Genomic DNA, 25,945 nt, shown 5'->3' with positions numbered 1-25,945 from the left:
CAACAGCCTGTATACTGCGCCTCTTGTCTTGAACACTGAGGTCGCCGATGCCATCCGTTATTTCCACCGACATCCTGATTGTCGGCGCCGGGGTTGCCGGCCTCTGGCTGAATGCGCGCCTGCGCCGCCAAGGCTTTTCCACGGTACTGGTGGAAAACGCCACCTTGGGTGGCGGGCAAAGCGTGAAGTCCCAGGGGATTATTCACGGCGGTGCGAAATACGCCCTGCACGGCGCCCTCACCGGCGCCTCCGAAGCCATTGCCGACATGCCGCGCCGCTGGCGCGAAGCCCTGGCCGGCAGCGGTGAGCTGGACCTGTCCGGCGTGCGGTTGCTGTCCGAGGCGCACTACCTGTGGTCGCCAGGCACGATCGCCGGCAACCTCACCAGCTTCTTCGCCAGCAAGGCGGTGCGCGGCCGCGTGGACCAGGTCAAGGGCGACGACCTGCCGCCGGCCCTGCAAGATCGGCGCTTCAAGGGCAAGGTTTACCGCCTGGCCGAATTGGTCATCGACGTGCCCAGCCTGATCGAGCGCCTGGCGCAACTGGCCGGGGATGGCCTGCTCGCCGGGCAGCACATCGAACCGCTGCTCGAAGGCGACAGCCTGGTGGGCCTGAAGGTCGATGGCCGCGAGATCCGCGCCCAGCGCATCGTGCTGAGTGCCGGCGGCGGCACCGCCGAGTTGTTGGCCGCGCTGGGCCTGAGCCAGCCGGCCATGCAAACCCGGCCGCTGCACATGATCATCGCCAAGGGCCCTGGCTTGAAGCCGCTGTACGCCCACTGCCTGGGCGGCGGCACCAAGCCGCGTATCACCGTGACCACCCACCCGGCGGCCGATGGCAACTGGGTGTGGTACATGGGCGGCGACATCGCCGAGGCCGACGGGGTGGCGCGCACGCCTGAAGAACAGATCGCCACTGCGCAGAAAGAGCTGGCGCAGTTGCTGCCATGGATCGACATGAGCCAGACCCGCTGGGCGACCCTGCGCGTCGACCGCGCCGAGCCGTTTCAATCGGGGCTGAGCCGCCCCGACAACGCCTTTGTCGCCGAACAGGGCCGCCTGCTGGTGGGTTGGCCGACCAAACTGGCGCTGGCGCCGGACTTCGCCGACCGGGTGATCAACAGCCTGGAACGCGACGGCATCCGCCCAAGTGCCAGCGAGCCCCTGCCCGCCCTGCCAACGCCGGCTATCGGCCAACCTGCCTGGGAGCAACTGTTGCCATGAGCCTGCCGACCCTGCACGACCTGCATCGCCCCTTGGGCAGCACTGGCCTGTTGGTGTCGCCACTGGGCCTGGGCACCGTCAAGCTCGGCCGCGACCAGGGGGTGAAATACCCCAACGGCTTTACGATTCCGGATGACGACGCCGCGCGGATGCTGCTGCGCCAAGCCCGTCAGCTGGGGATCAACCTGATCGACACCGCGCCGGCCTATGGCATGAGCGAGGAACGCCTGGGGCCGCTGCTGCGTGATCAGCGCAAGGACTGGGTGATTGTCAGCAAGGTCGGTGAAGAATTCGAAAACGGCGTGTCCAGTCACGACTTCAGTGCGGCCCACACCCGGATGTCCATCGAGCGCAGCTTGAAACGCCTTGAAACTGATTTTATCGACCTGGTGCTGGTGCACTCCGACGGCAACGACCTGCATATCCTCAATGACTGCGAGGTCTACCAGACCCTGGCCGAGCTGAAACGCGAGGGCAAGATCCGTGGTTTCGGCTTCTCCGGCAAAACCGTCGAGGGCGGCGTGAAGGCTCTGGAACAAGGTGATTGCGCGATGGTCACCTACAATCTGAACGAACAGGCGGAGAAAACCGTCATTGATTATGCGGCCGCCCACGGCAAGGGCATCCTGGTGAAAAAAGCCCTGGCCAGCGGCCATGTGTGCCTGGAGCCTGGAATGGATCCAATTCGTGCCAGTTTCATGTTGTTGTTTGCGCAAACGGGCGTCGCCAGTGCTATTGTCGGGACCATTAATCCGCTGCACCTGGCCCATAACGTGGCGACCGCTGCCCAAGTCATTCGTCAACTCTGATGCCGCCGACGCGGCCGACCCCGTCGCAGAAAGGAGCCGACATGCCGCGAACGCTCATAAGAAAAAACCCCAGCAACTTTAAAACACTGCCGCTGCACGTCGAAGCCACCCCCGAAGGCCTCAGCTACCAGAGCGTGGGCATGCCGCTCAACTTTGCCCAAACCCTGCAACGGCGCAAGCCGGTGGAGGTGGCCGACCCCGAGCGCTTCGTGCTGGAACTGGCCAATCTCGGCGTGTCAGTACGATTGACCCTGCACTGGCAAAACAAGGACTACTGGGTGCTGGTGCGCCAGCGTCGCCAGGACCGGGGCGATGTGGTGCTCAAGCTGATCTCTGGCTACGTGCCCGCCCACGAATTGAACCTGCCGCTGCACACCGCCATCCAGGAAATTGCCGAGGAGTGCCTGCTGGAGACGCCTGAAGGCTGGCTCAGCGGGCGCTTCAACGATACCTGGCTGCCGGCGCCCTACGCGGCAGCCCTGCACTACCGCGAGGCGCTGCCGTTTCGCCTCAGCCCGCTGTCCGGCGCCGCGCGCCCGGTGCGCTGCGCCACCACCCAGCTGATCGAACGCCCACGGGCCTACGTGCACCTGCCGACGGCGTCGCTGCAATTGATTTATGACTTGCGTCTTGAAGTGCCGAAGGAAGCCAAGTCCCTGAGCCTGTTCCATGTGGATGAGCGACTCGAAGGCGACCAGTTAGTCGCGCGCCTGGACCGCCAGCGCCCCGATCTGTACCTGATGCCACTGAAGGACGGCCAGCCGTTGGCCGAGCTGTACACCGTGAAGAAAGACCAGCTGTACCCGGCAAGCACGCGGGGTTTGTACCTGGCCGAAAGCTTCGCCCAGCAGGAAGGCTGGCTGGTGCGTGAGGAGCGCATTCGCTGGAAGGATTGGCTGCGCCAGCAAGGCCTGGCAGCGCCGGAGAAAGAATCGAAATTGAAGCGCCTGGCACAGCGGGTGCTGCGCAAGATTGTGCCGAAGAAGAAAGTTAAAGGTTAAACCGCAATCAAAATGTGGGAGGGGGCTTGCCCCCGATGGCGGTGTGTCAGTCACCTCATCTGTAACTGATACACCGCTATCGGGGGCAAGCCCCCTCCCACATTTGATTTAGGTTAGCCGTTGAGTAGGCGTTCCAGGCCGACTTTCAGCGGGGTAGGCTCGGGCAATTTGAAACTCGCCAACAACCGCTGGTTATTCGCCCGCGAATGCCGGATATCCCCCGATCGCGCCGGCCCGTAAGTCACCGTCGGCAAGCTGCCCACCGCTTCTTCCAATGCCTGCAACACCTGCTTGAGCGTGGTGGTACGGTTCCAACCCACGTTGATCGCACCCAAGGGCGCGTCCGGGGCTTCAATGGCCTGCACCAGCACGTCGACCAGGTCTTCCACGTACATGAAATCGCGGGTCTGCTCGCCGTCGCCGAACACGGCAATCGGCAGGCCCTGCTGGGCACGTTCGCTGAAAATGCTGATCACCCCGGAGTACGGCGAGGACGGATCCTGGCGCGGCCCGAAGATATTGAAGAAGCGGAAAATTACCGGCTCCAGGCCATGCTGGCGACGGTAGAAATCGAAGTAATGCTCGCCGGCCAACTTGTCGGAGGCATAGGGCGTCAGCGGCGCCTTGGTGGTGTCTTCATCAATCGAAGCCCCCTCGCCGTTGTTGCCATACACCGCGGCGCTGGAGGCAAACACCACGCGTTTCACGCCGGCCTTGCGCATGGCTTCGCAGACATTCAAGGTGCCGACGAAATTGCTCTGGTGCGTGCTGACCGGATCATCCACCGACGCCTGCACGGAGGCCACCGCCGCCAGGTGCACCACCGCCGTGGTGCCGACGGCGGCACGCGCCACCAGCGCCGCATCGGCGACGTCACCTTCCAGCAGCTCAACGCGCGGGTTGCCCAGCGGCAAGTTACTGCGCTTGCCTGTGGACAGGTTATCCAGCACCCGCACGGCGTAGCCCTTGGCGAGCAGCGCGTCGACCAGGTGCGAGCCGATGAACCCCGCGCCGCCGGTAATCAGAACCCACTTTTCAGCATTACTCATTGTTGCGGATCTTCTCGACAATGGCGGTGGTCGAGCTGTTCTCAACCAGGCCCAACACTTTGACCTTGCCACCGTAGGCACTGACGATATCGGCGCCAACCACCTGGTCGACGGAGTAGTCGCCGCCCTTGACCAGCACGTCCGGCTTGACCTGGGCCAGGAGGTTTTCCGGGGTCGCTTCCGGGAAGCTGATCACCCAGTCCACCGCGCCCAGGCCGGCCAGCACGGCCATGCGCCGGTCGACACTGTTGATCGGGCGGCCAGGGCCCTTGAGGCGGCTGACCGACGCATCGTCGTTAACCGCGACAATCAGGCGATCGCCTTGGGCGCGCGCCTGCTCCAGGTACGTCACGTGGCCGGCGTGCAGGATGTCGAAGCAGCCGTTGGTAAACACAATGCTTTCGTTATGGGCACGGGCATCGTCAATCGCCAGCAGCAATTGCTCGATGGTCAGTACGCCACGTTCCGAGCCTTCGGAGCGCTGGATCGCGCGGCGCAGTTCAGGCGCGCTGATCGCGGCGGTACCCAGCTTGCCGACCACGATGCCCGCCGCCAGATTGGCCAGGGCCACCGCGTGGGGCAGTTCTTCGCCAGCCGCAATCGAGGCCGCCAGGGTGGAAATCACCGTGTCGCCGGCGCCGGTCACGTCGAACACTTCACGGGCCCGTGCCGGCAGGTGCATCGCCGGATGGCCAGGGCGCAGCAGGGTCATGCCGTGCTCGCCACGGGTCACCAGCAAGGCGCCCAGGTCGAGGTCGGCCATGAGCGTGGCGCCCTTGGTGACCAGCTCGTGCTCATCGGCGCAACCACCGACGATGGCTTCGAACTCGCTGAGGTTCGGCGTGATCAGGCTGGCCCCGCGATAAATCGAGAAGTCCTTGCCCTTGGGATCGGCCAGCACCGGGATGCCCTTGGCCTTGGCGGCCTGGATCAGCACCTGGTGGTTCTTCAAGGCGCCTTTGCCGTAGTCGGACAACACCAGCACCTTGATGCCTTCGAGCAGTTCGTCAACCTGGCCACTGAGGGCCAGGGCGTCGGTGGCGAAGGGTTCTTCGAAATCGATACGCAGCAATTGCTGGTGACGGCTCATGACCCGCAGCTTGACGATGGTCGGCTGGTGGGCAATGCGCTGGAACAGCGCGCGCACGCCGGCACCGCGCAGGCTGTTGGCCAGGCTGTCGGCGGCTTCGTCGTCGCCGGTCACACCCACCAGGGAGGCCGGGGCGCCGAGGGCGGCAATATTGAGGGCAACGTTGGCAGCGCCGCCCGGGCGGTCTTCGATTTGCTCGACCTTGACGACCGGCACCGGCGCCTCAGGGGAAATCCGTGAGGTACCACCATGCCAGTAACGGTCGAGCATGACATCGCCGACCACCAAGACAGGGGCTTGATCGAATCGCGGCATGGACAACTTCATGGAGCAACCCACATACAAAATGAACAGGGGCGCGATATTAGCACAGGGTGAGCGCCGCCTAGTTCGAGAGCTTTATCCGCGATGCATCACGCGCGAAAACTGATCATTTTTTGAACAGAGCCGCCAGGATATGCTCCACGGCGTCGGCCAGTTCGACTGCATCGGTGTTGATTGTGCAGTCGGCCGCCAGCGGCGCTTCATACGGGCTGTCCAGGCCGGTGAAGGCCTTGATGCGCCCTTCCAGCGCCGCGCGGTACAGGCCCTTGGGGTCGCGCCGCGCGCACACGTCGAACGGCGTGTTGATGTACACCTCGTAAAACTGCCCCGGCCCGAACAGCGCCCGTGCGGTCGCCCGATCGGCGCTGAACGGCGAAATCGCCGAGACGATCACGATCAATCCCGCGTCCACCATCAGCCGCGCCACTTCGCCGATGCGGCGGATATTTTCCTTGCGCGCCGCATCACTCATGCCCAGGTCATTGCACAAACCGCTGCGCAGGTTGTCGCCATCGAGCACAAAGGTATGCCGCCCCTGCTCGTTTAGCTGCACTTCCAACGCATTCGCCAGGGTCGACTTACCGGACCCGGACAACCCGGTCAGCCACAGGCAGCAAGGCTGCTGGTGCTTGAGCGCGGCCCGTGCCGCCACCGATAACGACAAGGCAAAGGGACGGATGGAAGCGGAACCACCGGCAAGCGACTGGCTATTCATAACCCAGGACCTCGTAATCACGTTGATAGGCACGCCGGACCAGGCGGCGCGTGCGCAAGGTGCAAAACTCCTTGACCGGCTCGCTACGGCGCCCGAGGGAAACATTCAGATGAGGCAGGGATGAGTTCACCCCGAGGCGTTCGCACAGATGTCGGAAGTCTTGCTCCAGTGACTCCTGGCGCCCGAGAAAATCCATCGCCATGTGGCCCATTTGATCGACCAGAAAGTCGGTCTGGGGCGCGAAATGCAATTGGCGGCGCAGGTTGTCCGGGTGCAGCCAGCCGGCCACAAAATGGTCGAAATCACGGTAGCTGGAGACCAGGGCCTGGGCGTGCAAGTCGCGGGCACCCATGTGGTTGCCGCGCAAGTAGGTGTAGGCCGAGTAAGCACGTTCCAGCGGATCACGCACGAAGGCGAACTTGAAACTGCGCTCGCAGTGCTGGGGAAATTGCTGCTGGTACCAGTAGTACGGCAAATGCCCTGGCCACCGCCCTTCGAGCAGTGCCGAGCACACGCTGCTGCCAGCGCATTTGGGCACGTGGATAAACACACATTTATGCCGTTCGAAAGCGGGGTTGAGCGTGACGACCCCAGACAGGGATTTGTTCACTGCCTGGCGATCCACCACTGACAAACGCCCCAGCAAAAACACCCGCTGGTGTTTCGGGAGCAGTTTCCAGAACAGTCGTTGCAACATTCCATTACCCACGCAAGAAGGTTAGCCCTCTCGTTCTTGATTCGAATCGAGGAGGCCAACATAACAAACGACAGGCGGTGAATTATTTGGCTTTGGTAAAGCCTGTAAGGGCTTTGACACAAAAAACGGGGCGCATTGCGCGCCCCGGCTTATCAGGTGATGTTGGCCGTTGCCGGCTCATCCAGGCCCATGGCGTGCAGGCGCGAGTAATAGCCGCCCATGGCCAGCAGTTCGAGATGCGTACCACGCTCGACAATTTCACCGTGATCCATCACCAGAATCAGGTCGGCTTTCTCGATGGTGGACAAGCGGTGCGCGATCACCAGGGTGGTGCGGCCTTTCATGACCTTGTCCAGCGCGGCCTGGATATGCCGCTCCGACTCGGTATCCAGCGCCGAAGTAGCCTCGTCGAGGATCAGCAGCGGGGCGTTTTTCAGCAACGCACGCGCGATCGCCAGGCGTTGACGCTGGCCGCCGGAAAGCAGCACGCCGTTTTCGCCCACGTCGGTGTCCAGACCATTTGGCAGCTCGCTGATAAAGTCCATGGCATAGGCATCTGCCGCGGCTTTTTCGATGTCGGCACGTGGTGCGCCCGCCAGATCGCCGTAGGCAATATTGTTGGCCACGGTGTCATTGAACAGGGTTACGTGCTGGGTCACTTGGGCCACGTGCCGGCGCAGGTTGCGCAGGCGGTAGTCTTCGATCTCTACCTCGTCCAGCAGGATTTCCCCGGCTTCATGGTGGTAGAAGCGCGGGATCAGGCTGGCCAGGGTCGACTTGCCGCTGCCCGAGCGGCCGACCAGGGCGATCATCTGCCCAGGCGCTGCGCTGAAGCTGATGTTCTTGAGCACTTCACGCTCGGTGCCTGGGTAGGTGAAACTCAGGTTGCGCACGTCCAGGCGACCGCTGACGCGGTCACGCTCCACGGTGCCGCCGTCGACCTCAGGCACTTCATCCAACTGCTCGAAGATGCTCTCGGCACCCGCTACGCCCTTCTGGATCGTCGAGCTGACTTCCGACAGCTGGCGGATCGGCTTGGGCAGCAGGCCCGCAGCAGTGATGTACGCCACCAGGTCACCCGCCGTAGCGTCGCCGCGCAGCAGCAACACCAGGAACATCAGCGTCGCCATGGCGGTGTAGATCACCAATTGCAGCATCGGCGTGTAGACCGCGCCGGTCTTGTTCATGCGCAGTTGCTTGTCGGTGTTGCTCTGGCTGGCGGCGGCGAAACGCTGCTCTTCATAACTTTCGCCACCGAAGCTGCGCACCACGCGGTAGCCCTGGATGGTCTCGGAGGCCACGTGCGTCACGTCGCCCATCGCCACCTGGATCTTCTTGCTCTGCTTGCGGAATTTCTTGCTGGTGCTGCTCACCATCACCGCAATCAGCGGCAGGATCGCCAGCATCACCAGGGTCAGTTTCCAGTTCATCCACAGCAGGTAGCCGAACAGGAACACCACCGTCAGGCCTTCGCGGATCACCACTTTGATCGCATCGGTGGCGGCACCGGTCACCATGGTCACGTTGAAGGTGATGCGGGAAATCAGGTGGCCGGAGTTATGCGTATCAAAGTAGCGGTTGGGCAGCACCAACAGTTTGTTGAACAGCGAAACACGCAGGTCATGCACCAGCCCCAGGGAAACCTTGGCCAGGTAGTAGTTACCCAGGAAAGAGCCCAGGCCCTGCCACGCCGCGATTAGGATGATCAGCAGGGGCACGGCCATCAGCAGTTTCAGGTCCTTGAACAACGGGATCTTGGGCAGGAACACCACATCGGGATTGCTCAGGCCATCCACGAAGTATTTGAGGATCCCGGCGAGCATGGGCTGGGTAGACGCAAAGATCACGAAGCCCACGATACTCAGCATGAACATGCCGAGATACGGTTTCACATAGCCCAGCAGCCGCAAATAGATTTTGAGGCTGGACTCCTGGTCCGCTTTGGGCGGTGCGTCACTCATGTGTCGAGCTCACTGATTGGATAGGACGCGAACTTTATCACAAGCATCGGGTTTGGCCCGCGCCCAGACCAAAACACTGGCCAGCGCAATCGGCAGCCACGAGATAAACCACTCGGCCCGCGGCGTGCCGGTGAGGCTGGCCGCATCGAACTGCATGGCCAGGAACGAGAACACCCAGATACCGATAATGCCCTTGCCGTAGAGCGTGTCGCGCGCCTTCCAGGCTTGCCACAACACGCCGAACCACAGCCCGCACCACAGCAACAGGCCGGGCAGGCCCAGTTCGATGGTGATGTGGGTGAACAGGTTGTGGGAGTGATCAAAATAAAGCCCATCCGCCAGCACCTTGTAATCTCCGCCCAGGCCCAGGCCGGTCCACGGGTGCTCGGAAATCATCTGCAGGGCAGACATGAAGATTTGCGGCCGGTACGAAACGCCACGGGCCAGCATCAGCGACTGCATGGCAAAGAACACTGCCACTGCCGCCACGACCGCGCCGATGGCGATCACTGCAGTGCGCCGGTCACGGCACCAGGCGGGCATTGCGACCACAGTCAGCAGCAGAGCCAGTGCCGCACCACGGCTTTGGCTCAACACCACGAAAAGGCCGAGGAGTCCGATGGACAGCACCCACGCCACTTGCATCCAGCGGCCACGGGGCAGCCAGTGCAGCAGCCAGACGGCCGCCACGCCAATCACGTAGGCGCCCAGGATCGGGTGGGACAACTGGCCCAAGCCCTCGAGACGCGCAGACCAGGCATTGTGCTCCACACCATAGAACTTGATGATCGCCACCAGCGACGACAACGCGAGGCCGAAACCACCCCACTGCATCACGCGAATCACCCGCTCGGACTGGCCACAGGCGAGCACCGGGAAAAACAGCAGGAACATGCCGATGTACAGCAGGCGCTTGGTTTCACGCGAAGGATCTTCGGTATTCGTCCACAATAAACTCACCGCGCCCCACACCGCGAGCGCCGCGACCATCAGGCACATCCAACGCTGTTCGCGCCAGACCTCCTTGAGCCGTTCACGGGCCGACCAGGCAAACACCACGGCCGGCAACCAGAGAAACAACGTCAGCCCTTGTTGATAAATCTTGTTGGTCGGCGCGAAGGCAATCGCCAGCAAAAACCAAAGTAACCCGAAAATCATCCATACCTGCGCCCAACGACTTGCTTGCATCACCCGCTCCTGAAAACGTTCAACCCGCCAACCCGGCATGGTTAAAACCCAAAACTTTCGGCATTATTACCGATCAATGTGCCCCGCGACTCCCACAAGGCTTTCCAACGATGCAATGTTCAAGGCTTGCCCAAGCCGATTTAACCGCGATGATTGAAGGCGCCAGAATCCTGGAAAAGGACAGCTACGGGCCGAAAGTCTACCTGCTGTCTGACGGAAATATCCTCAAACTTTTCCGGCGCAAACGGCTGTTTTCGTCGGCACTGTTTCGCCCCTACTCCAAGCGGTTCATCGACAACGTGGCGCAACTGCAAGCGCGTGGCATCCCCACCTTGACCGTACTCGCGTTCTTTCAACTGGCAGCGCCCGGCATGACCGCCGTGTTGTATCGCCCGTTGCCGGGGGAAACGCTGCGGCAGATTTCCAATCAGGAAGGCTTTGAATGGGAGTCGAACCTCGGCCCGCTGGTGGCACTCATCCGCCGCTTGCATGGCGCAGGCATCTACTTCCGGTCCTTGCACCTGGGCAATATTGTCGTAACGCCAGACAATGAAATGGGGCTGATCGACGTGGCTGACATGCGCTTTCTGCGCGCGCCGCTGAACCCGGAACTGGCACGGCGCAACTTGCAGCACTTCGCACGCTATATTGCGCGCGAGAAGCTGAACGATCGCTTTCCAATGCAAGCATTGGAGCAGGCACTGCTAGCGGCATGAGAACAGCCGCTGGGAGGTTTCACTGAAATCTTTCCAGGCTTGTTCCGGCGCCAGCGCCCGCGACTGAGTCTCGACCACCGCGTGTGCAGAGGTGGCGAAGGCGCGTGCCATAAGGCTGCCCCAGGCTTGGGCATCGTCTGAAGGCGCGTACCAGCCGGCATCCGCCAATTGCTCGCGAAACACCGCCAATTCGCTGGTCAATACCGGTACCCCGGCCATCACCGCCTCTTGCAGGATCAAGCCCAAGCCCTCTTGGGTCGACGGAATGGCAACCCAATCGAAAGCCCGGTAAAGCGTCGCCGCGTCCGGCAGATGGCCCGGCAGCGACACGTTGCCCTGCAAGCCGAGCTGCTCGATGCGCGCTTCAAGGGCTGGCCTTGCGGGCCCTTCGCCGATGATCACCAGGCGCGCGTCAGGCTGTTCGACCGACACGTTGGCGAACGCCTCCAGCAAACAGCCAAACCCCTTGCCATCAACCAACCGCCCCACCGCACCCAACACCGGCGCACCTTGCAACGGCAAGTCCAGGCGCAACCGTGCATGCTCGCGGGTCAGCGCGGCAGCACGAAAGGCAACCGGGTCAAAAGCACTGCGCAACACAGCCACCGGCCGTTGCAGGTAACGTTCAAGCGAGTCAGCCAGGGTTTGCGACACCGCCGCCAACGTCAACTGCCCAGCCGGAAACTGGTCAAACAGCTTCTGGTCTGCCCGGCGCAGGCGCGTGGCGCCATGAAATACCACCACAGCACGCACCTGCGGCAAGCGCTGGAGCACTGGCAGCATCACCCGCGCAACCCCAACCCCATCCAGCAGCACCACCTCCAATGTTTCGGGCAGGGCTTTGTGAAAACGTGAGCGCATCCAGGGAGTCAGCAACTTCCACAGGTGCCGCCCCTTGAGCTGGGCGGAGGAAAGCTTCCATTCGAGCGCCGCCTCCCCTCCTTCCGCACTGCCTTGAAGCAGCCACGTATCAACCGGTGCCCGGCTGACGGCGTGGGACAGTATCTGCTGATGAACCTTCTGCACCGAAGCAAATGCAGTACCACCGGCCCACATGATGTTGAGGATACTCATCGAAAAAAATGACCCTTATGCGGCGTTGTGATGGCTTGTTATCGATAACTAATGGATCAGCCAACCGATACCGACACCCAGTACCAGCATGGCTGCCAGCTTGATCCGCTCTCGCCGCTTGCGCCGCGCTTTGGTCAAGCGCTCTTCTGCCGTCGCCACATGCAAACCGAACCCGGTATGCAGAACCGCATCACCTTCAAGGGTAACTGCCGCCAAATTCAGCTCGGCGTAACGCCTGGAAAGGCCCTTCTCACCCTCGAACCCTGCATAGGGTGCACACAACCGGTATTCCTTGATGCGCCGCAGGCCCGGGTTGAGGGAAAACCCCTGCCACTCGGGCTTGTCGGACAGCAAGGGGTAACACGGCACCCCGCCAACCACCTCGCGCGGCCCCAGATGGATATAGGGGCTGTGCACCTGCAAGTCGTACACGTAGTTGCGCAACCACACTTGAAGAATGTCGGGGCGCTGCTCCAGTACCGTCTTGGAGTCCTCGACAAACCCAGGTCGATAAAACGCCCAGTCATCTTCGCAATGGAATATGTAGGGGGTCTTGACCAGCTCGTAGGCCAGGTCAATGGATGCCAACTGCCCAAGTTTCGGGCGATTGATCAAAAAAGTGCAATGACTGTGCCAGTGCTCGGGGATCGCCCGGCGCACCGCTTCATCGCCAGAGTCTTCGGTAATGAAGACCTCACGAATGTCCGCAGTGTTGAACTGATCGAAGCTGTCGAGCGTGCGTTTCAACAAATCGAAGCGACCACAACTGGTCACTACAAGCGTTATGTCGCTTTGATCGGAGAATTGCATTCAAGCCTCGATAGTATCATATAGCCATTATTTGCAGCCACCTGGCCGATTTCAAACGCCCAGTCCAAGGCGCAACCTTTCCAGCAAGCTCAGCGGCCCACGGGGACGCAGGGGCGGCTGGAGCACTTCGACAATACGTTGGCCGATACGGGCAAAACTGTACTGGCTGACCACCAGCGCCTGCCCATTGCGCGCAATATCTGCCGCCAGTTGCGGATCGGCCCGCAATACGGACAGTTTTTCCTGCAACTGCGGGATATCCTTGTAGAACACCACATTGACCATGTCCTTGAAGCCAAGAGCCTCGTTTTCCGACGCCCCCTGGTCAAACGCCAGCAGCACGCAGCCACAGGCCATGGCCTCAAAATTCTTGATCATGTATTCGCCCATGCCCACATCGGCACTGACGAAAAAACGAATCCGATTGAGGGTAGCGCAATATTCCTCACCGGATTTGGTGCGCGTGACGACCAAAGGTTCAACTTGCGCCAGCTCATCGAGCAACGCCTTGCGACCACTATAGGCCACGCTGTTGGTACTGCCGACAAATGCCAGCTCGATGTCGCGCTCGCGTTCCTGCGGCTGCAGCAATGCCTGATCATAACCCTTGGGCACGAATACCGCGTCAAAGCCTTCAGCGCGCAGGCGCTCGGTCACCCTATGGCCGGAGCTGATCACCCGCACCCATGGCAAGCGGCGGTAATGCGCGCTGAACTTGCCGGTGTATTTGCAAGGGATGTAGTTCTGGTAGGCGTCGTGCTCGAGGATCACCAGGTTCGGGATCGTACGGATAAACCCCACCTGGCGGATTTCCTGCTTGAAACGCAGGAAGAACACGATGCGGTCATAGCGGGTCACGTCGACCTCACGCTTGAAGTACCCGCGCAGGTTGCGCTGCTCATCACTGCTCAGCCAGCGGGTATCACACTCGCAGTGCGCGGCAATGCCTTCGTACAGGCGATCGAGGATAGCGCGCTGTTCTTTCTGCACCAGAAACAAAACTTTCATGACTTTCCCTTTTACAAACGCCAGAACAACTCATGCCGTCGTACGGCCTTGCGGAAAAACTCGTTCTCACCGTAAGGCGAGCGTGCACGCCCCGCCAATACGCGCTGCAACCACCGACGTACGCGCCGTTTGAAGGGCGGCGCGGGTTGCAGGTCATGCATCATGCCCAGCGCCATCGCCTTGTCGCGTTGCTGTGCCAGCGACAGCGGCAGGCTGCACGGCCACAGTTCCTGCGCGGCGTCGAACACCGGCGGCAAGGCAATACCGGCGCCCGCATCGCCCATGGGCCAACGGTCGTTGTCATGCAGGTGGTTGGCGTAACCCAATACGGTCGTCGGCTGCCACTCCAGCCCTTGCAGGGCCTCGATCACCGCGGCATGGGCGCAGATGTGGTCGGGGTGCGGGTCGATGACCGGGTGCGGCAACACGACCACTTCAGGCCGCGCCGTCAGCAGCAATTGGCGCAAATCGGCCAGCAAGTTATTCCAGGTGGGCAGGCCGTCATGGTCTGCAGGTAATGCAAAAGGGTTGAATTGGCGGAACAGGCGGATATCCGACAGCTCAGCCTCGCGCGAAGCAACCGGCTGGTCAGGCGCCGCACGCATCGCCGGCAACTGCAGGCAGAAGTAGCCCAATTGCACGCAATGCGCCTCGGGCACACCGGCCCAACGCGGCACGGCGATACTGTCCCAGGCCCGCAGACGGCCCTTGAGTCGCGAGGCTTCGACCGGCTCCAGGCCCATCTGCTGATAATGTTCAGCTTCGATCTCACCGGCGGTGAGGGTCACGATCCAGGGTTTTTCGGCCTGGCTGTACAGCCCGAAAGCCGCCAGCTCGGCATCGTCGGCGTGGGGCGCGATCACCATCACGCGCTGCGCGGAGTAATCCGGATTGGCCCAGGCCCACAGCCTGGGCGCGCCCTGCAGCGAGCAAAAACGCCCGCGTAACTGCAGCTCGCCGGCCATCAAGGCGGGCGCCAAACCACTGAGGTTGAGATACCGCACGCCGTTCACGCCACGTTCGAACGCCTGCCGGTCCGGGCTCTCGCCGCCTGCAATCGTAACCGCGGGGTCAACGAAACGCCCCAGCCAACGGCTCTTGACCTTGATGGCCAGCACCAGCGTCGCATCGGCCGGCAGGGGTGCATCCACCCGCAGCCGCCCGCCTTCGAGGCGAACCCCGGCAACCTCGGCATCCGCCGCAAAACGGTAGTGATAGTCTTCCCCGGGCGCATAAAACAGGTGGTCGGCAAACCACGCCTCATGGGCCGCCCAGGCCAGCACGCCGAGCACCAGCGGCAGCCACCAGGCCACGCAGATACCGATCACCAGCAGCAGCACCAGGCCGATCAATACGCCGATGCGTTTGTTGCGCCGATGGCGCTTGAGCAATTGCTGTTTGCGGCTCATACGGTCAATACCGGCACGGGGTTGCACCAACGGTCCTTGTACTCGCGGTCAGCCCGCCCGAAGGAAAAACGCAGCGGCTTGCCGACTTCACGCGCCTGCTCCCAGGCACTTTGGGTATTGAGGAAACTCAACACGCTGCCCGGGCTGAACGCGCGGGTTTCAGGGTCTACGCCGCCGTTGACGTACTCCACGCTGATCCACTCGGGCGACTCGACCCGGTATACCAGTTGAACCGCAATCGGCGCGTCATTCAGGAAAATCACCGAACCGATCAGCCAGTCGCGCAGCAGTTCGATCACCTCGGCCATGCGCTCGGCGCCCGTGGCGACAAAGCCCCAACGGCGCAGGAACAAATCGCAGTAGATCGCCGCCAGTTCGACACTGGAAAACTCGCTGACCGGACGCACCACGCCACCGGCCTCCTCGAGCAAACGCAGTTCGCGGCGCTGGTTGTAGCGGAATTTCTTCGACAGCTCTTCCGGGGTGCGCGCCATGGCCAGTTGCTCGGCCTGGGGCTTGAGGCCGCTGAAACGGCCTTCATTCAGGGCCGACAGGTAGCGTGCACGGTGACGCAACGGCGCCTGGGCCGCAGGCGCGGCAGGCAGGATCAGCTCGGCGTTACCCAGGTCGAACAGGCCCTTTTTGCCGCGCTGCTTGAGCACATCCTTGGACAAAGCCAGGTCGCGACCCCACGTGGCGATGCACGCTTGCAGTTCGCCACCGTGCTCCCAGGCCAAGTAACGCACCGGGATGTCAGCCAGCCCGGCCAGGCGCTCGATCACTTGCGGGTGGGTGGCGACGCTGCCGCCAAAACGTTGCCAGGCGGCGCTGTACACAGGCGCGTCGACGACGGACCAGCCGCGCTCGCGCCAGCCTTGAAATCGATTGAGCATCAAGCCCCCGCGGTCAGTTCAATAACGTGCGGCAGTTGCCAGAAGGTATCGCGTACCGCCTGGTCCGAGAACCGCGTGCGCAGGCGTTCCAGCATCATCTCGGCGCACTGCCGTTGCTGGTTCGGGTCCATCGCCGCCAGGTGCCGCAGCCCCTGGGCGAGGTGCTCGGCATCGCCGAAGGGGAACAGAATCCCCACGCCCTCGACCACTTCCCGCGCCCCGCCACAGGCCGTGGCCAGCAAGGGCACGCCGGCCGCCATGGCTTCCAGCAGCACCATGCCGAACGGCTCGTGATCGGAACTCAGGGCAAACACATCGAATGCGCGGAAATACCGGCGTGCATCCGGCACCTGGCCGAGGAACAACACGTTGCCGACAATCCCCAGTTCCCGCGCCAGCGCCTTGAGGTCTTGCTCCAGGCGCCCGCTTCCGAGAATCGCCAGGCGGCTTTGCGCAGGCAAGTGCGGCAGCGCCAGGGCAAAACCCTTGAGCAGCGTGGCCTGGTCCTTGTCCGGATGCAGGCGACCGACGTTGCCGACCACCCATTCATCCGGCGACAAGCCCAAGGCGTCGCGCGCCTCTTCCACCGGCACCTGGATGGCCTGCAAGGCGTCGACATCGATGCGGTTATACAAGGTCTGAATACGGGCTGCCGGCCAGGCCGGCAGGCAGCGGCGCATGTCGTCACGCACGGCCTCGGAAACACCCAGCAGGCTCAGGCGCTTGCGGAAAATACCGGCAAACAGCTTGCGGCTGCGGCGCTGGTAGTCACCAAAAGCGTGATGCACGCCAATCACCGGCAGCCGTGTGGCCAACAACGCGATGTAGATCGGCTTGAAACGGTGGGCAATGCAGAAACTGAAATTGCGCGACGCCGCGATCTTGCGCAGCTCACGGATGGCACCCAGCTTCAGGCCACGGATGGCCTTGGAGCTGAATTCCATGAACAACACTTCATCGCTGGCACAACCGGCTGCTACCTCGGGGTCGGCGACCCCGGTGAGGAACACCGTGGTCACCTTGTAGCCGGAGCCTGCGAACAAACTGGCGTACTGCCGCGCGCAATCCAGAAACGGCCCGTCATAGCCGTGGCAGAACTGCAGGACGTGGCGGTCAGCCGAGCGCGTCATAAGGGTCCACGCCGTCTTTGACGACCAGGATGTCTTCCATGATCAGGTACTGCAGGTCGGAGCCGAAGAACATGTTCAGCGCGTCGGTCGGCGAGCAGATCATCGCTTCGCCACGACGGTTGAGCGAGGTGTTCAGGGACACGCCGTTGCCGGTCAGCACTTCGAGTTCTTTCATCATGTCGTAGTAGCGCGGGTTGTATTCGCGCTTGAGCACCTGGGCACGTGAGGTGCCGTCTTCATGCACCACTTCCGGCACGCGGGTCTTCCACTCTTCCGACACTTCAAAGGTGAAGGTCATGAACGGCGCCGGGTGATCGACCTTGATCATCTGCGGCGCAACGGTGTCGAGCATCGACGGGCAGAAAGGCCTCCAGCGCTCGCGGAACTTGATCTGGTGGTTGATGCGATCCGCCACGCCGGTAGCACTTGGGCAACCGATGATCGAACGCCCGCCCAACGCACGCGGGCCAAACTCCATGCGGCCCTGGAACCAGGCCACCGGGTTGCCGTCGACCATGATCTTGGCAATGCGCTGGGGCATGTTTTCGATCTTGCGCCAGTTCGGCTTGCTCTCGTGCTTGGCGCACGCGGCAATCACGTCTTCGTTGCTGTAGGACGGGCCGAGATAGACGTGTTCCATCTTCTCCACCGGTACACCACGGGCGTGGGACACATAGGCCGCCGCACCGACCGCAGTGCCGGCGTCGCCGGAAGCGGGCTGCACGAACAGCTCTTTGACGTCGTCACGGGCAATAATTTTCTGGTTCAGCTTGACGTTCAGCGCACAGCCGCCAGCGAAGGCCAGCTTGCCGGTGTCCTTGAGGATGTCGCCCAGGTAGTGGTCGATCATCTGCAAGGCCAGCTTCTCGAACAGCGCCTGCATGCTGGCCGCGTAGTGAATGTACGGCTCGTCGGCGATGTCGCCTTCGCGTTTCGGGCCCAGCCACTCGATCAGTTTTGGCGAGAAGTAGAAGCCCTTGCCCTTCTCTTTATAACGACGCAGGCCGATGACGTTGGCGTAGTCGGTGTTGATCACCAGCTCGCCGTTTTCAAACGAGGCCAGACGCGAGAAATCGTACTTGCTGGCATCGCCATACGGGGCCATGCCCATGACCTTGAACTCGCCGTCGAGCATCTCGAAACCGAGGAACTCGGTGATTGCGCCGTACAGGCCGCCCAAGGAATCCGGATCGTAGAATTCCTTGATCTTGTGGATCTTGCCGTTTTCGCCGTAGCCGAAGAACGTGGTCGCGTACTCACCTTTACCGTCGATACCGAGGATCGCGGTTTTTTCCTGGAAGCCGGAACAGTGGTAGGCGCTGGAAGCGTGGGCCAGGTGGTGTTCAACCGGTTCGATCTTGATTTTCTTCGGATCGAAGCCCAGTTGCTCCAGGCACCAGACGATCTTGTTGCGATAGCGCTTGTAGCGACGGTTGCCCATCAGGATCGCGTCGAGGGCGCGGTCCGGGGCGTACCAGTAACGCTTGGCGTAGTGCCAGCGCGCCTCGCCGAACAGGCTGATCGGGGCGAATGGGATCGCCACCACATCAACGTCGGAAGGCTTGATGCCGGCCTGCTCCAGGCAGAACTTCGCCGACTCGTAGGGCATGCGGTTCTTTGCATGTTTGTCGCGTACGAAGCGCTCTTCTTCGGCGGCCGCGATCAGCTTGCCGTCGATATACAAGGCTGCGGAAGGATCATGGCTAAGGGCGCCGGACAGGCCAAGAATCGTCAATGCCACTGGGGTCTAGCCTCTTTTAGTCTGCATGCAGGCGGGTCGCGCCTGAAAAAAGTGTGCTTCCCGCCTGGGCAGGAAACAGCTAAAGGGCGGGATTATAGCTTAAAAGCTGGGGGAAGCTGTTAGCGGCAAGCTGCAACCAGGTGGAGGCAGGCGGTGGGATCAGGCCTAAAGTGGGGTGGTACGGGCCTAAAGTAGCGGCCGGAGGATTCGTTAAACGCTGGCAGAATCGCTAGACTCGCGCGTTTGCCGTACCTGACCGGGTTAACCGATGAAGATTGCTGTCCCCTCTTACCTCACTCTGATCGCCGGCATGCTCGGCCTGTGCAACAGCGCCCTGGGCGACAATTCGCCGCTGGTGCTCGACCCCAGCGTGGTCACTGGGTCGCGCAGCGCCAGCCCGACGTTCGACCTGCCGTACTCGGTAGACGGCATCAGCCGCGAGCAGATCAGCGACGGCCAGTTGGGCATCAATGCCTCCGAAGCCCTGTCCCGCGTACCCGGGCTGGTGGTGCAGAATCGCCAGAACTATGCGCAGGACCTGCAGATTTCCTCCCGCGGCTTCGGTGCCCGCTCGGCGTTCGGTGTGCGAGGCATCAAGCTGATCGCCGACGGCATCCCCGCCAGCACCCCGGACGGCCAGGGCCAGGCCGCCACGTTCAACCTCGACACTGCCGAGCGCATCGAAGTGCTGCGCGGGCCGGCCGCCACCCTGTATGGCAGCAACGCCGGCGGGGTTATCCAGATGTTTTCCCGCGACGGCGAAGGCCCGCCGCGCATCGGCGCCGAAACCCTGGTGGGCAGCGACGGCCTGAACAAAAACCACCTCACCGCCGAGGGCGCGGCGAATGGTGCAGGATTTGTGCTCGACGCCTCGCGCATGGACACCAACGGCTACCGCGACCACAGCAGCGCGCGCCGCGACCAGACCTTCGCCAAGCTTAACTTCCAGCCGGATGACGACAGCAAGCTCGCGCTGATCTACAGCAGCCTGGAGCAGAACGGCACCCAGGACCCGCTGGGGCAGACCTGGGCGGGCTATAAGGCCGACCCGCGCTCGGTGAGCAGCAGTGCGCTGACCTACAACACGCGCAAAAGTATCGATCATCAGCAATTGGGCGTGAATTACGAGCGTTATTTCGGCGATGCGACGCTGCAGGTGAATGGCTACACGGGGCGGCGCAGTGTGATCCAGTATCTGTCGATTCCAGGCACTATCCCTGCGGGTAAACGTGGCGGCGTAGTGGCCTTCGACCGCCAGTTCTATGGCGGCTCCGCCCACTGGCTGCAACCCATCAGCAGCGCCCCCGGCGACCTCACGCTGATCGCCGGCCTCGACTACGACCGCAGCCAGGATGACCGCCAAGGTTATTCCAACACCGTGAACGGCGTGCAAGGCGTCAAAGGCGCCCTCGGCCGTGATGAAATCGACACCGCCACCAGCCTCGACCCCTTCGTGCAAGCCAACTGGTTGCTGGGCGACTGGACCCTGCAAGCCGGCCTGCGCCACAGCACCATGGAAATGAAGGTGGACGATCACTTCCTCAGCGACGGCAACGACAGCGGCAGCAAGACCTACCAGAAGAACACCCCGTCGGTCAGCGTGATGTACGCCTTCACCCCCGACCTGCACGGCTATGTCAGCGCGGGCAAGGGGTTCGAAACCCCGACCCAGGCGGAATCGGCGTACTCCAGCACGGCAAATGGTTTCAACTTTGCGCTCAAGCCCTCGGTCAGCAAACAGTATGAAGTCGGCCTGAAAGCTCGCCTCGGCGAGGACACCCGGGTCAACGCAGCCGTGTTCCAGATCACCACCGAAGACGAACTGGTGGTGCAGCAATCCAGCGGCGGTCGTACTACCTACCAGAACGCCGGCCGCACCCTGCGCCGCGGCTTTGAACTGGGCATCGAAAGCCAGCTGGCCGAACACTGGAGCACCAACCTCGCCTACACCCGCCTGCAAGCCACCTATGACAGCGACTTCATCAGCGGCGGCAGCACCGCCGTCGACAAGGGCAACTACCTCCCCGGCGTGCCGCAAACCACCTTGTTCGCCGAGCTCAATTGGAAGCCCCGGGACTGGGTCAGCACTGCCCTCGAAGGCATGTACCGCAGCAAGGTCTACGTCGAAGACACCAACAGGCAACACGCCGCACCGGGTTACAGCGTGTTCAACTGGCGTGCACGCTTCGAGCAGAAGGTGGAGCACTGGACTTTCCACCAGACCCTGCGCCTGGACAACCTGCTGGACCGCCAGTACGTAGGCTCGGTCATCGTCGGCGACGGCAATGGCCGCTATTACGAGGCCGCACCAGGCCGCTCGTGGTACGCCGGCGCCGGCGCCGAATACCAATTCTGAGTACACCCGTGGCGAGCGGGCTTGCCCGCGTTGGGCCGCGCAGCGGCCCCAAAACACATTTAAGTGCGCTCAACCATGCGTCGACTGGCGAAGCTGAACGCTAACACCACAAAAATCAGCACACCGGTCGCCACCTGCTGCCAGTAGAAATTCCAGCCAATCAGCAGCAGGCCGTTAGCGATCACGTTGATAAACAACACGCCCAGCAGGGTCCCGGGAATGTTCGCCCGGCCCTGCCGGCTCAGGGTGGTGCCGATAAACACCGCGCCAATCGCGTTGAGCAAAAACGCGTTGCCGGACAGCGGCACATAGGCGCTGACCGTGGCACTCAGCAGCACCCCCGCCACCGCGCACGCCAAGGCGGTAGCCAGGGCCACGACGGTGACGATGCGCCGCACCGACAACCCCGAGTAATACGCCAACAGCGGCTGAGTGCCCTGTGCGAGCAATTCACGCCCCAGGCGCCCGCGCGCCAGGGCCAGACCGTAGAACAGCGCCAGCGCTAAAACGATCAGCAAGGGGGTCAGGCCTACAAACTCGGGCTTCAGGCCCTCGGCCAGGTAGATCGGTTGGCCGCCGTCCGAGAGCAATTGCTGGGCGCTGGTGCCAATAAACAAGGTGCCCAGCGTCGCCAGGAACGGGCTGATCCGCAGCCCGGCAATCAAGCCGGCATTCACCAAGCCCACCAGCAGCCCGGCACCCAGCGCGCCCGTTACGGCCACCGCCCAGCCATGCCCGCCGTTAAGCAACACCACGAAACTGAAACTGGCGAAATCCAGCGCCGTGCCGACCGACAGGTCGATACCACCGGCGGCCACGGCGTAGGTCATGCCGATGGCGACAATCGCCAGTAACACGAAGTTGTTCAACAGCAGGCTTTGCAAGTTGCCGGCACTCAAGAACCCCGGCGCCTGCACCGCGAACACCACGACAATAAACACGAACACCGCTGGCAACGTCAGCGGCAACACGACACGCAGGTTCATGACGGCGCCCCTCGACTCAAGGCACTGGATGCGGCCACCACCAGCAAAATCAGCACGCCTTGCACGCCGTTGACCCAGAAGTTCGACACATTGAGCAATTGAAAGCCATTGATCAGAAAGCCAATCAACAGCGCCGCCAGCAAGGTGCCGGGGATACTCGCCACCAACCGCCGGGAAAACACCACCCCCAGAAAGGCAATCGCCACCACCGACAGCAACATGTCGCCGGAGCCCGTGGTGCTGCCACTGAAAAACGCCGCCGAACACAGCGCAGCCACCGCGGCGCACAGGCCCGACAGGGCATAACTCGACAACACGTAGGCCGGTACGCGCAGGCCAGCCGCTTCGGCCGCCTGGGGATATTCACCGACGGCATGCAGACGCAGCCCGTAGGCCGAATGCTGGATCAACAAGGTCAGCAACCCCGCCGTCAGCAACAACACCCACGCCAGCGCCGGCACCGCCAGCCACGTTCCAACGCTGAGCAGATCGAGCAACGGCGAGTCAGTGGAGACCACCGTGTTTTCCGTCAGCACCAGTTCCAGCCCGGCCAGCACGTTCATGCTCGCCAAGGTCGCCAGCAACGGCGGCAAGCGCAACACCACCACGGCCAAACCATTCAGAAAACCAACCGCCAGGCCGCAGCCCAAGGTCAGCAACAGGGTGAGCCAGAGGTCCAGGCCGGCATTGTTGAGACGGCTGAACACCGCCGCACACAGCCCCAGGTTGGCCGCCAGCGACAAGTCGAGCCCGCCCGCCAGCACATTCGAACCACCGCCGATAATCACGCAGGTCAGCCCGAAGGCCAACACGCCGAGGATCGCCGACTGGCTGAACACATTGGCCAGGTTACCCAGCGACAAAAAATTCGGCGCGGCCACGGCAAACCCCAACAGGATCGCCAGGAACACGCCCAGCGAACCCCGGCGCAATATCGCCTCAAGCATGTTCAACCTCCCGAACCAGCGGCGCCGTCGCAGCCACGGCCCCCGTCGCACAGGCCAGCAACTGGTCGCTGTCGACCTCGCCCGCGCGGAACTCACCGGCGATTTCGCCGCGATGCAGCACCACAATTCGATCGCTGATACCCAGCAACTCCGGCAAGTCCGAGGACAACACCAACACCGCCGCGCCCTCTTCCACCAGGCGGCCGATCAAGCGATAAATCTCCACCTTGGCCCCCACATCCACCCCCACGCAGGGCTCATCCAGCAGGTACACGGCCGAGCGGCGGCTGAGCCATTTGCCCAGCGCAACTTTCTGCTGGTTACCGCCACTCAACTGGCTGACCGACGCGTGCGGCCCCGGCGCCTTGATCGCCAGCTCGTCAATCAAACGGGTGGTTTCCAGCCGTTCCTTGCGCCGGCTCAGCAGACCCCAGCGGCTGAACCGCCCAAGCCCCGCCAGCGTAAGGTTTTCCAGCACCGACAGCAGCGGCGAAATCCCTTGGCTGCGCCGCTCCTCCGGCACCAACGCAATGCCCTCGGCAATCGCCTGCCCGGGTGAGCGCAGGCGCAGCAAACGCCCGTCCAGATGCACGCTGCCGCTGTCGGCGCGCTCGACGCCAAACAGTGTCTTGAACAACTCCTTGGCCCCCGAGCCGACCAGCCCGGTCAGGCCGAGGATTTCGCCGCGCCGCACCTGCAGGTCGATCTGCCGATAGCGCCGCGCCAGGCTCAACCCGCGCACCTGCAGCAGCGGCTCGCCCACCTCGACCGTTGCCTTGGGGTACATCTCCTGCACCTCGCGGTTCACCATCAGCCGCGCAATCTCGGCACTCGAGGTATGCCTTGGCTGCACCACCGCCACATCACGACCATTGCGCAGCACCGTGACTTCATCGCACAGGCTGTCGATTTCCTGCAGGTAATGGGAGATGTACAAGATCGACAAGCCCTGGTCGCGCAAACGCTTGACGATGCGCAGCAACTGGTCGACCTCACGCTTGACCAACGCCACGCTTGGCTCGTCGAATACCAGGATCTTCGGCTGGCGAATCAACGCCCGGGTGATTTGCAGCACTTGGCGCTCGGCACTGTTGAGCTCGCCCACCAAGGCGCCGGCCGGCAGTTGCAGGTCAAAATATTCCGCCAGCAATCGCTCGGCTTCACGCTGCTGCCGGCGCCGGTCCACGAACGGGCCGCGCCGCAACTCGTGGCCGAAAAACAGCGCCTCGCCCACGGTAAAACTCGCTGGCAACAGGCGCTCCTGATGGATGAACTGCACGCCCAGCCCATCCACCTGGCGCGGCGACAACGAGGCATACGCCTGACCGTCGATACTCACCTGCCCCGCATCCGCCTTGTGCAGGCCGGCCAGGATCTTGATCAACGTCGACTTGCCCGCGCCGTTCTCGCCCACCAGCCCGTGGATGCTGCCGCGCTCGACTTTAAGGCTCGCATCCTCCAGCGCCAGGGTGGCGCCGAAGCGTTTACGCAGATTCTGCAGGTGCAACGCCGCCATCAGTCACCCCGCAGTTGTTGGACCTGCGCCAGGTTACCGGCGGTGGTCAGCAACGTGGCCACGTGGGTTTCCTTGGGCAGGTCGCGCTGCCCGGCCAGGTAGCGCGCCACGTTCTGCACGGCGGTCTTGCCGATCAGTGCCGGTTGCTGCGCTACCACCGCGCCCACCGGCGAGTTGGCCTGGCCGAGCAGTGCCAGTACTTCGGGGGTGCCGTCCACGCCATAGGTCTTGATCTCGGTGCGCTTGGCATCGATCAACGCCTTGCTCGCGCCCAGTTGCGGAATATCCCACGCTGACCAGATCGCCGAAACGCTGCCTGCCGGGTACTTGTTGAGCAACGCCGACACCTGCGAATAAGCGTCCTGCACGGTGTTGGGGATTACGTCACGCAGCTCCGGCTGGATGATCTCCAGTTGCGGGTGATCCTTGAGTGCGAGCTTCAACTGGTCATATCGGATCGCGCACACCGGCACACCGTAGAAGCCGTTGAACACCAGGATCTTGCCCTTGCCGCCGGCGTCCTTGATCAACTGATCGGCCAGCGCCTTGCCGGTAGCGACGTTATCGGAAGTGGTGTTGTTAAGGCTGTACTGCGATGGCGCATCGATGGTGAACAACGGGATGCCCGCCTTGCTGATGCGCTTGAGCCAGGGGTCGATCACGCTGAGGGTGCCCAGGGTCTGGATCACCGCATCGGGCTTCTGGGTAACCACGGTTTGCAGTTGGGTCACCAGGTTCTTGTCATTACGCCCGGCATCGAGCGTGATGGGCGTGCCGCCCAGGCGCTTGATCTCATCCACCTGCGCCTGGAATGCCTTGATATCAAAATAGTGACTGGTGCCGGTCATGCTCACCGCAATGCGCTTGCCCGCCAGGGACGGCACGGCATCGTCGCCGTCTGCGGCATGCGCCGCGACGCTCAGCAGCAGGGTGGCGCCAAGGCAGATCAAACGGGAAAGCGAGGAAAGGCTGGAAGGCATACAGGGCTCCGCTGTGCGACCGGTGAAAGGGTTCACCAGAAGCCATTGCAGAGCCCGTGCCAGGATTTTTATCGCGTTAAATCAACGGGATAAAAGCCCTGAGTGGAATTGGACTGTCGTGTTCGGCCATCAACTGCCTGATTGCTGTTGCTCAGGCAACAGTTGCCCATATCTGATGAGCTTCGGGCATAAACCGATTTAATGTGGGAGCTGTCGAGCTTTAGCGAGGCTGCGATGCAGGCGCTGCGGTCTATCAGGTATACCGAGGTGATGCTATCGCAGCCTGGCTAAAGCTCGACAGCTCCCACACTCGATCCGCTTC

Annotated in this window: 22 protein-coding genes; 5 read left to right on the top strand and 17 right to left on the bottom strand. The window is 62.4% G+C overall.

Features of this window, described 5'->3' with window-relative positions:
- The first annotated feature begins 47 nt into the window (after window positions 1-47).
- From CXQ82_RS02540 to CXQ82_RS02530, 3 genes are read left to right on the top strand one after another with little or no spacing between them, the layout of a single operon-like run.
- The gene (locus CXQ82_RS02540) at window positions 48-1,223 is read left to right on the top strand and encodes an FAD-binding oxidoreductase (protein WP_101265851.1); all 1,176 of its coding nucleotides are present in this window, start codon (window positions 48-50) and stop codon (window positions 1,221-1,223) included.
- Window positions 1,220-2,032 carry an aldo/keto reductase gene (locus CXQ82_RS02535; RefSeq protein ID WP_101265849.1) on the top strand — a complete coding sequence of 271 codons (813 nt, stop codon included), beginning with the start codon at window positions 1,220-1,222 and terminating at the stop codon, window positions 2,030-2,032. Before CXQ82_RS02540 ends, CXQ82_RS02535 begins: the two co-directional genes overlap by 4 nt.
- A gap of 41 nt (window positions 2,033-2,073) precedes the next feature.
- Window positions 2,074-3,033 carry a metal ABC transporter ATPase gene (locus tag CXQ82_RS02530; RefSeq protein WP_101265847.1) on the top strand — a complete coding sequence of 320 codons (960 nt, stop codon included), beginning with the start codon at window positions 2,074-2,076 and terminating at the stop codon, window positions 3,031-3,033.
- A 113-nt stretch (window positions 3,034-3,146) separates the two neighbouring features.
- Here CXQ82_RS02530 and CXQ82_RS02525 read toward each other — a convergent pair whose 3' ends face one another.
- The 6 genes from CXQ82_RS02525 to CXQ82_RS02500 form a co-directional block, all read right to left on the bottom strand.
- Window positions 3,147-4,082, bottom strand: coding sequence for an NAD-dependent epimerase/dehydratase family protein (locus CXQ82_RS02525; RefSeq protein ID WP_101265845.1), 936 nt, complete (start codon window positions 4,080-4,082; stop codon window positions 3,147-3,149).
- Window positions 4,075-5,499 (bottom strand): bifunctional D-glycero-beta-D-manno-heptose-7-phosphate kinase/D-glycero-beta-D-manno-heptose 1-phosphate adenylyltransferase HldE, encoded by a 1,425-nt coding sequence (gene hldE / locus CXQ82_RS02520; protein ID WP_101273713.1) that lies wholly within the window; start codon window positions 5,497-5,499, stop codon window positions 4,075-4,077. Before hldE ends, CXQ82_RS02525 begins: the two co-directional genes overlap by 8 nt.
- Window positions 5,500-5,602: 103 nt before the next feature.
- Window positions 5,603-6,211: an adenylyl-sulfate kinase gene (gene cysC / locus CXQ82_RS02515; protein WP_101265843.1), complete on the bottom strand. Its 609-nt coding sequence runs from the start codon at window positions 6,209-6,211 to the stop codon at window positions 5,603-5,605.
- The gene (locus tag CXQ82_RS02510) at window positions 6,204-6,908 is read right to left on the bottom strand and encodes a sulfotransferase family 2 domain-containing protein (protein ID WP_101265841.1); all 705 of its coding nucleotides are present in this window, start codon (window positions 6,906-6,908) and stop codon (window positions 6,204-6,206) included. The genes cysC and CXQ82_RS02510 overlap by 8 nt, the downstream gene beginning before the upstream one ends.
- Before the next feature lie 152 nt (window positions 6,909-7,060).
- Entirely contained in the window at window positions 7,061-8,869 is a 1,809-nt protein-coding gene (msbA, locus tag CXQ82_RS02505) for a lipid A export permease/ATP-binding protein MsbA (RefSeq protein WP_101265839.1), read from the bottom strand.
- 9 nt (window positions 8,870-8,878) lie between these two features.
- On the bottom strand, window positions 8,879-10,057 hold the full coding sequence (locus tag CXQ82_RS02500; protein WP_101265837.1) for an O-antigen ligase: 1,179 nt from the start codon (window positions 10,055-10,057) through the stop codon (window positions 8,879-8,881).
- A gap of 149 nt (window positions 10,058-10,206) precedes the next feature.
- Here CXQ82_RS02500 and CXQ82_RS02495 point away from each other — a divergent pair, with 149 nt between their 5' ends.
- Window positions 10,207-10,773: a toluene tolerance protein gene (locus CXQ82_RS02495; protein ID WP_177409937.1), complete on the top strand. Its 567-nt coding sequence runs from the start codon at window positions 10,207-10,209 to the stop codon at window positions 10,771-10,773.
- Here CXQ82_RS02495 and CXQ82_RS02490 read toward each other — a convergent pair.
- The 7 genes from CXQ82_RS02490 to CXQ82_RS02460 are packed head-to-tail and all read right to left on the bottom strand — an operon-like array spanning window position 10,762 to window position 18,838.
- Window positions 10,762-11,847: a glycosyltransferase gene (locus CXQ82_RS02490; protein WP_101265833.1), complete on the bottom strand. Its 1,086-nt coding sequence runs from the start codon at window positions 11,845-11,847 to the stop codon at window positions 10,762-10,764. The genes CXQ82_RS02495 and CXQ82_RS02490 overlap by 12 nt on opposite strands.
- Before the next feature lie 48 nt (window positions 11,848-11,895).
- On the bottom strand, window positions 11,896-12,657 hold the full coding sequence (locus tag CXQ82_RS02485; protein WP_101265831.1) for a glycosyltransferase family 2 protein: 762 nt from the start codon (window positions 12,655-12,657) through the stop codon (window positions 11,896-11,898).
- A 51-nt stretch (window positions 12,658-12,708) separates the two neighbouring features.
- Window positions 12,709-13,665, bottom strand: a complete 957-nt coding sequence (locus CXQ82_RS02480) for a glycosyltransferase (RefSeq protein WP_101265829.1) — start codon at window positions 13,663-13,665, stop codon at window positions 12,709-12,711.
- 11 nt (window positions 13,666-13,676) lie between these two features.
- Entirely contained in the window at window positions 13,677-15,074 is a 1,398-nt protein-coding gene (locus CXQ82_RS02475) for a PIG-L deacetylase family protein (protein WP_101265827.1), read from the bottom strand.
- Window positions 15,071-15,967 carry a GNAT family N-acetyltransferase gene (locus CXQ82_RS02470; RefSeq protein ID WP_101265825.1) on the bottom strand — a complete coding sequence of 299 codons (897 nt, stop codon included), beginning with the start codon at window positions 15,965-15,967 and terminating at the stop codon, window positions 15,071-15,073. The genes CXQ82_RS02475 and CXQ82_RS02470 overlap by 4 nt, the downstream gene beginning before the upstream one ends.
- Window positions 15,967-17,097, bottom strand: a complete 1,131-nt coding sequence (locus CXQ82_RS02465; RefSeq protein WP_101265823.1) for a glycosyltransferase — start codon at window positions 17,095-17,097, stop codon at window positions 15,967-15,969. Before CXQ82_RS02465 ends, CXQ82_RS02470 begins: the two co-directional genes overlap by 1 nt.
- Window positions 17,081-18,838, bottom strand: coding sequence for a carbamoyltransferase (locus CXQ82_RS02460; RefSeq protein ID WP_065875259.1), 1,758 nt, complete (start codon window positions 18,836-18,838; stop codon window positions 17,081-17,083). Before CXQ82_RS02460 ends, CXQ82_RS02465 begins: the two co-directional genes overlap by 17 nt.
- A gap of 268 nt (window positions 18,839-19,106) precedes the next feature.
- Here CXQ82_RS02460 and CXQ82_RS02455 point away from each other — a divergent pair, with 268 nt between their 5' ends.
- Window positions 19,107-21,194, top strand: coding sequence for a TonB-dependent receptor (locus tag CXQ82_RS02455; protein ID WP_101265821.1), 2,088 nt, complete (start codon window positions 19,107-19,109; stop codon window positions 21,192-21,194).
- Between the two features lie 59 nt (window positions 21,195-21,253).
- On the opposite strand, the gene CXQ82_RS02450 is transcribed toward CXQ82_RS02455, so the two are convergent.
- From CXQ82_RS02450 to CXQ82_RS02435, 4 genes are read right to left on the bottom strand one after another with little or no spacing between them, the layout of a single operon-like run.
- Entirely contained in the window at window positions 21,254-22,180 is a 927-nt protein-coding gene (locus CXQ82_RS02450; RefSeq protein ID WP_101265819.1) for an ABC transporter permease, read from the bottom strand.
- The gene (locus CXQ82_RS02445) at window positions 22,177-23,127 is read right to left on the bottom strand and encodes an ABC transporter permease (RefSeq protein WP_101265818.1); all 951 of its coding nucleotides are present in this window, start codon (window positions 23,125-23,127) and stop codon (window positions 22,177-22,179) included. The genes CXQ82_RS02450 and CXQ82_RS02445 overlap by 4 nt, the downstream gene beginning before the upstream one ends.
- Entirely contained in the window at window positions 23,120-24,643 is a 1,524-nt protein-coding gene (locus CXQ82_RS02440) for a sugar ABC transporter ATP-binding protein (RefSeq protein ID WP_101265816.1), read from the bottom strand. The genes CXQ82_RS02445 and CXQ82_RS02440 overlap by 8 nt, the downstream gene beginning before the upstream one ends.
- Window positions 24,643-25,623, bottom strand: coding sequence for a sugar ABC transporter substrate-binding protein (locus tag CXQ82_RS02435; RefSeq protein ID WP_101265814.1), 981 nt, complete (start codon window positions 25,621-25,623; stop codon window positions 24,643-24,645). The genes CXQ82_RS02440 and CXQ82_RS02435 overlap by 1 nt, the downstream gene beginning before the upstream one ends.
- Between the last annotated feature and the right edge of the window lie 322 nt (window positions 25,624-25,945).

This window comes from Pseudomonas sp. S09G 359, assembly GCF_002843605.1.
GTDB lineage: Bacteria > Pseudomonadota > Gammaproteobacteria > Pseudomonadales > Pseudomonadaceae > Aquipseudomonas.
The sequence above is the reverse complement of the archived record's forward strand: the minus strand, read 5'-3'. Positions and strand labels throughout refer to the sequence as shown.

What these genes read in the sequence shown, in the direction of transcription:
- CXQ82_RS02540 (WP_101265851.1), top strand. Translation starts at nt 48, where the DNA reads ATGCCATCCGTTATTTCCACCGACATCCTGATTGTCGGCGCCGGGGTT.
- CXQ82_RS02535 (WP_101265849.1), top strand. Translation starts at nt 1,220, where the DNA reads ATGAGCCTGCCGACCCTGCACGACCTGCATCGCCCCTTGGGCAGCACT.
- CXQ82_RS02530 (WP_101265847.1), top strand. Translation starts at nt 2,074, where the DNA reads ATGCCGCGAACGCTCATAAGAAAAAACCCCAGCAACTTTAAAACACTG.
- CXQ82_RS02525 (WP_101265845.1), bottom strand. Translation starts at nt 4,082, where the DNA reads ATGAGTAATGCTGAAAAGTGGGTTCTGATTACCGGCGGCGCGGGGTTC.
- hldE (WP_101273713.1), bottom strand. Translation starts at nt 5,499, where the DNA reads ATGAAGTTGTCCATGCCGCGATTCGATCAAGCCCCTGTCTTGGTGGTC.
- cysC (WP_101265843.1), bottom strand. Translation starts at nt 6,211, where the DNA reads ATGAATAGCCAGTCGCTTGCCGGTGGTTCCGCTTCCATCCGTCCCTTT.
- CXQ82_RS02510 (WP_101265841.1), bottom strand. Translation starts at nt 6,908, where the DNA reads ATGTTGCAACGACTGTTCTGGAAACTGCTCCCGAAACACCAGCGGGTG.
- msbA (WP_101265839.1), bottom strand. Translation starts at nt 8,869, where the DNA reads ATGAGTGACGCACCGCCCAAAGCGGACCAGGAGTCCAGCCTCAAAATC.
- CXQ82_RS02500 (WP_101265837.1), bottom strand. Translation starts at nt 10,057, where the DNA reads ATGCAAGCAAGTCGTTGGGCGCAGGTATGGATGATTTTCGGGTTACTT.
- CXQ82_RS02495 (WP_177409937.1), top strand. Translation starts at nt 10,207, where the DNA reads ATGATTGAAGGCGCCAGAATCCTGGAAAAGGACAGCTACGGGCCGAAA.
- CXQ82_RS02490 (WP_101265833.1), bottom strand. Translation starts at nt 11,847, where the DNA reads ATGAGTATCCTCAACATCATGTGGGCCGGTGGTACTGCATTTGCTTCG.
- CXQ82_RS02485 (WP_101265831.1), bottom strand. Translation starts at nt 12,657, where the DNA reads ATGCAATTCTCCGATCAAAGCGACATAACGCTTGTAGTGACCAGTTGT.
- CXQ82_RS02480 (WP_101265829.1), bottom strand. Translation starts at nt 13,665, where the DNA reads ATGAAAGTTTTGTTTCTGGTGCAGAAAGAACAGCGCGCTATCCTCGAT.
- CXQ82_RS02475 (WP_101265827.1), bottom strand. Translation starts at nt 15,074, where the DNA reads ATGAGCCGCAAACAGCAATTGCTCAAGCGCCATCGGCGCAACAAACGC.
- CXQ82_RS02470 (WP_101265825.1), bottom strand. Translation starts at nt 15,967, where the DNA reads ATGCTCAATCGATTTCAAGGCTGGCGCGAGCGCGGCTGGTCCGTCGTC.
- CXQ82_RS02465 (WP_101265823.1), bottom strand. Translation starts at nt 17,097, where the DNA reads ATGACGCGCTCGGCTGACCGCCACGTCCTGCAGTTCTGCCACGGCTAT.
- CXQ82_RS02455 (WP_101265821.1), top strand. Translation starts at nt 19,107, where the DNA reads ATGAAGATTGCTGTCCCCTCTTACCTCACTCTGATCGCCGGCATGCTC.
- CXQ82_RS02450 (WP_101265819.1), bottom strand. Translation starts at nt 22,180, where the DNA reads ATGAACCTGCGTGTCGTGTTGCCGCTGACGTTGCCAGCGGTGTTCGTG.
- CXQ82_RS02445 (WP_101265818.1), bottom strand. Translation starts at nt 23,127, where the DNA reads ATGCTTGAGGCGATATTGCGCCGGGGTTCGCTGGGCGTGTTCCTGGCG.
- CXQ82_RS02440 (WP_101265816.1), bottom strand. Translation starts at nt 24,643, where the DNA reads ATGGCGGCGTTGCACCTGCAGAATCTGCGTAAACGCTTCGGCGCCACC.
- CXQ82_RS02435 (WP_101265814.1), bottom strand. Translation starts at nt 25,623, where the DNA reads ATGCCTTCCAGCCTTTCCTCGCTTTCCCGTTTGATCTGCCTTGGCGCC.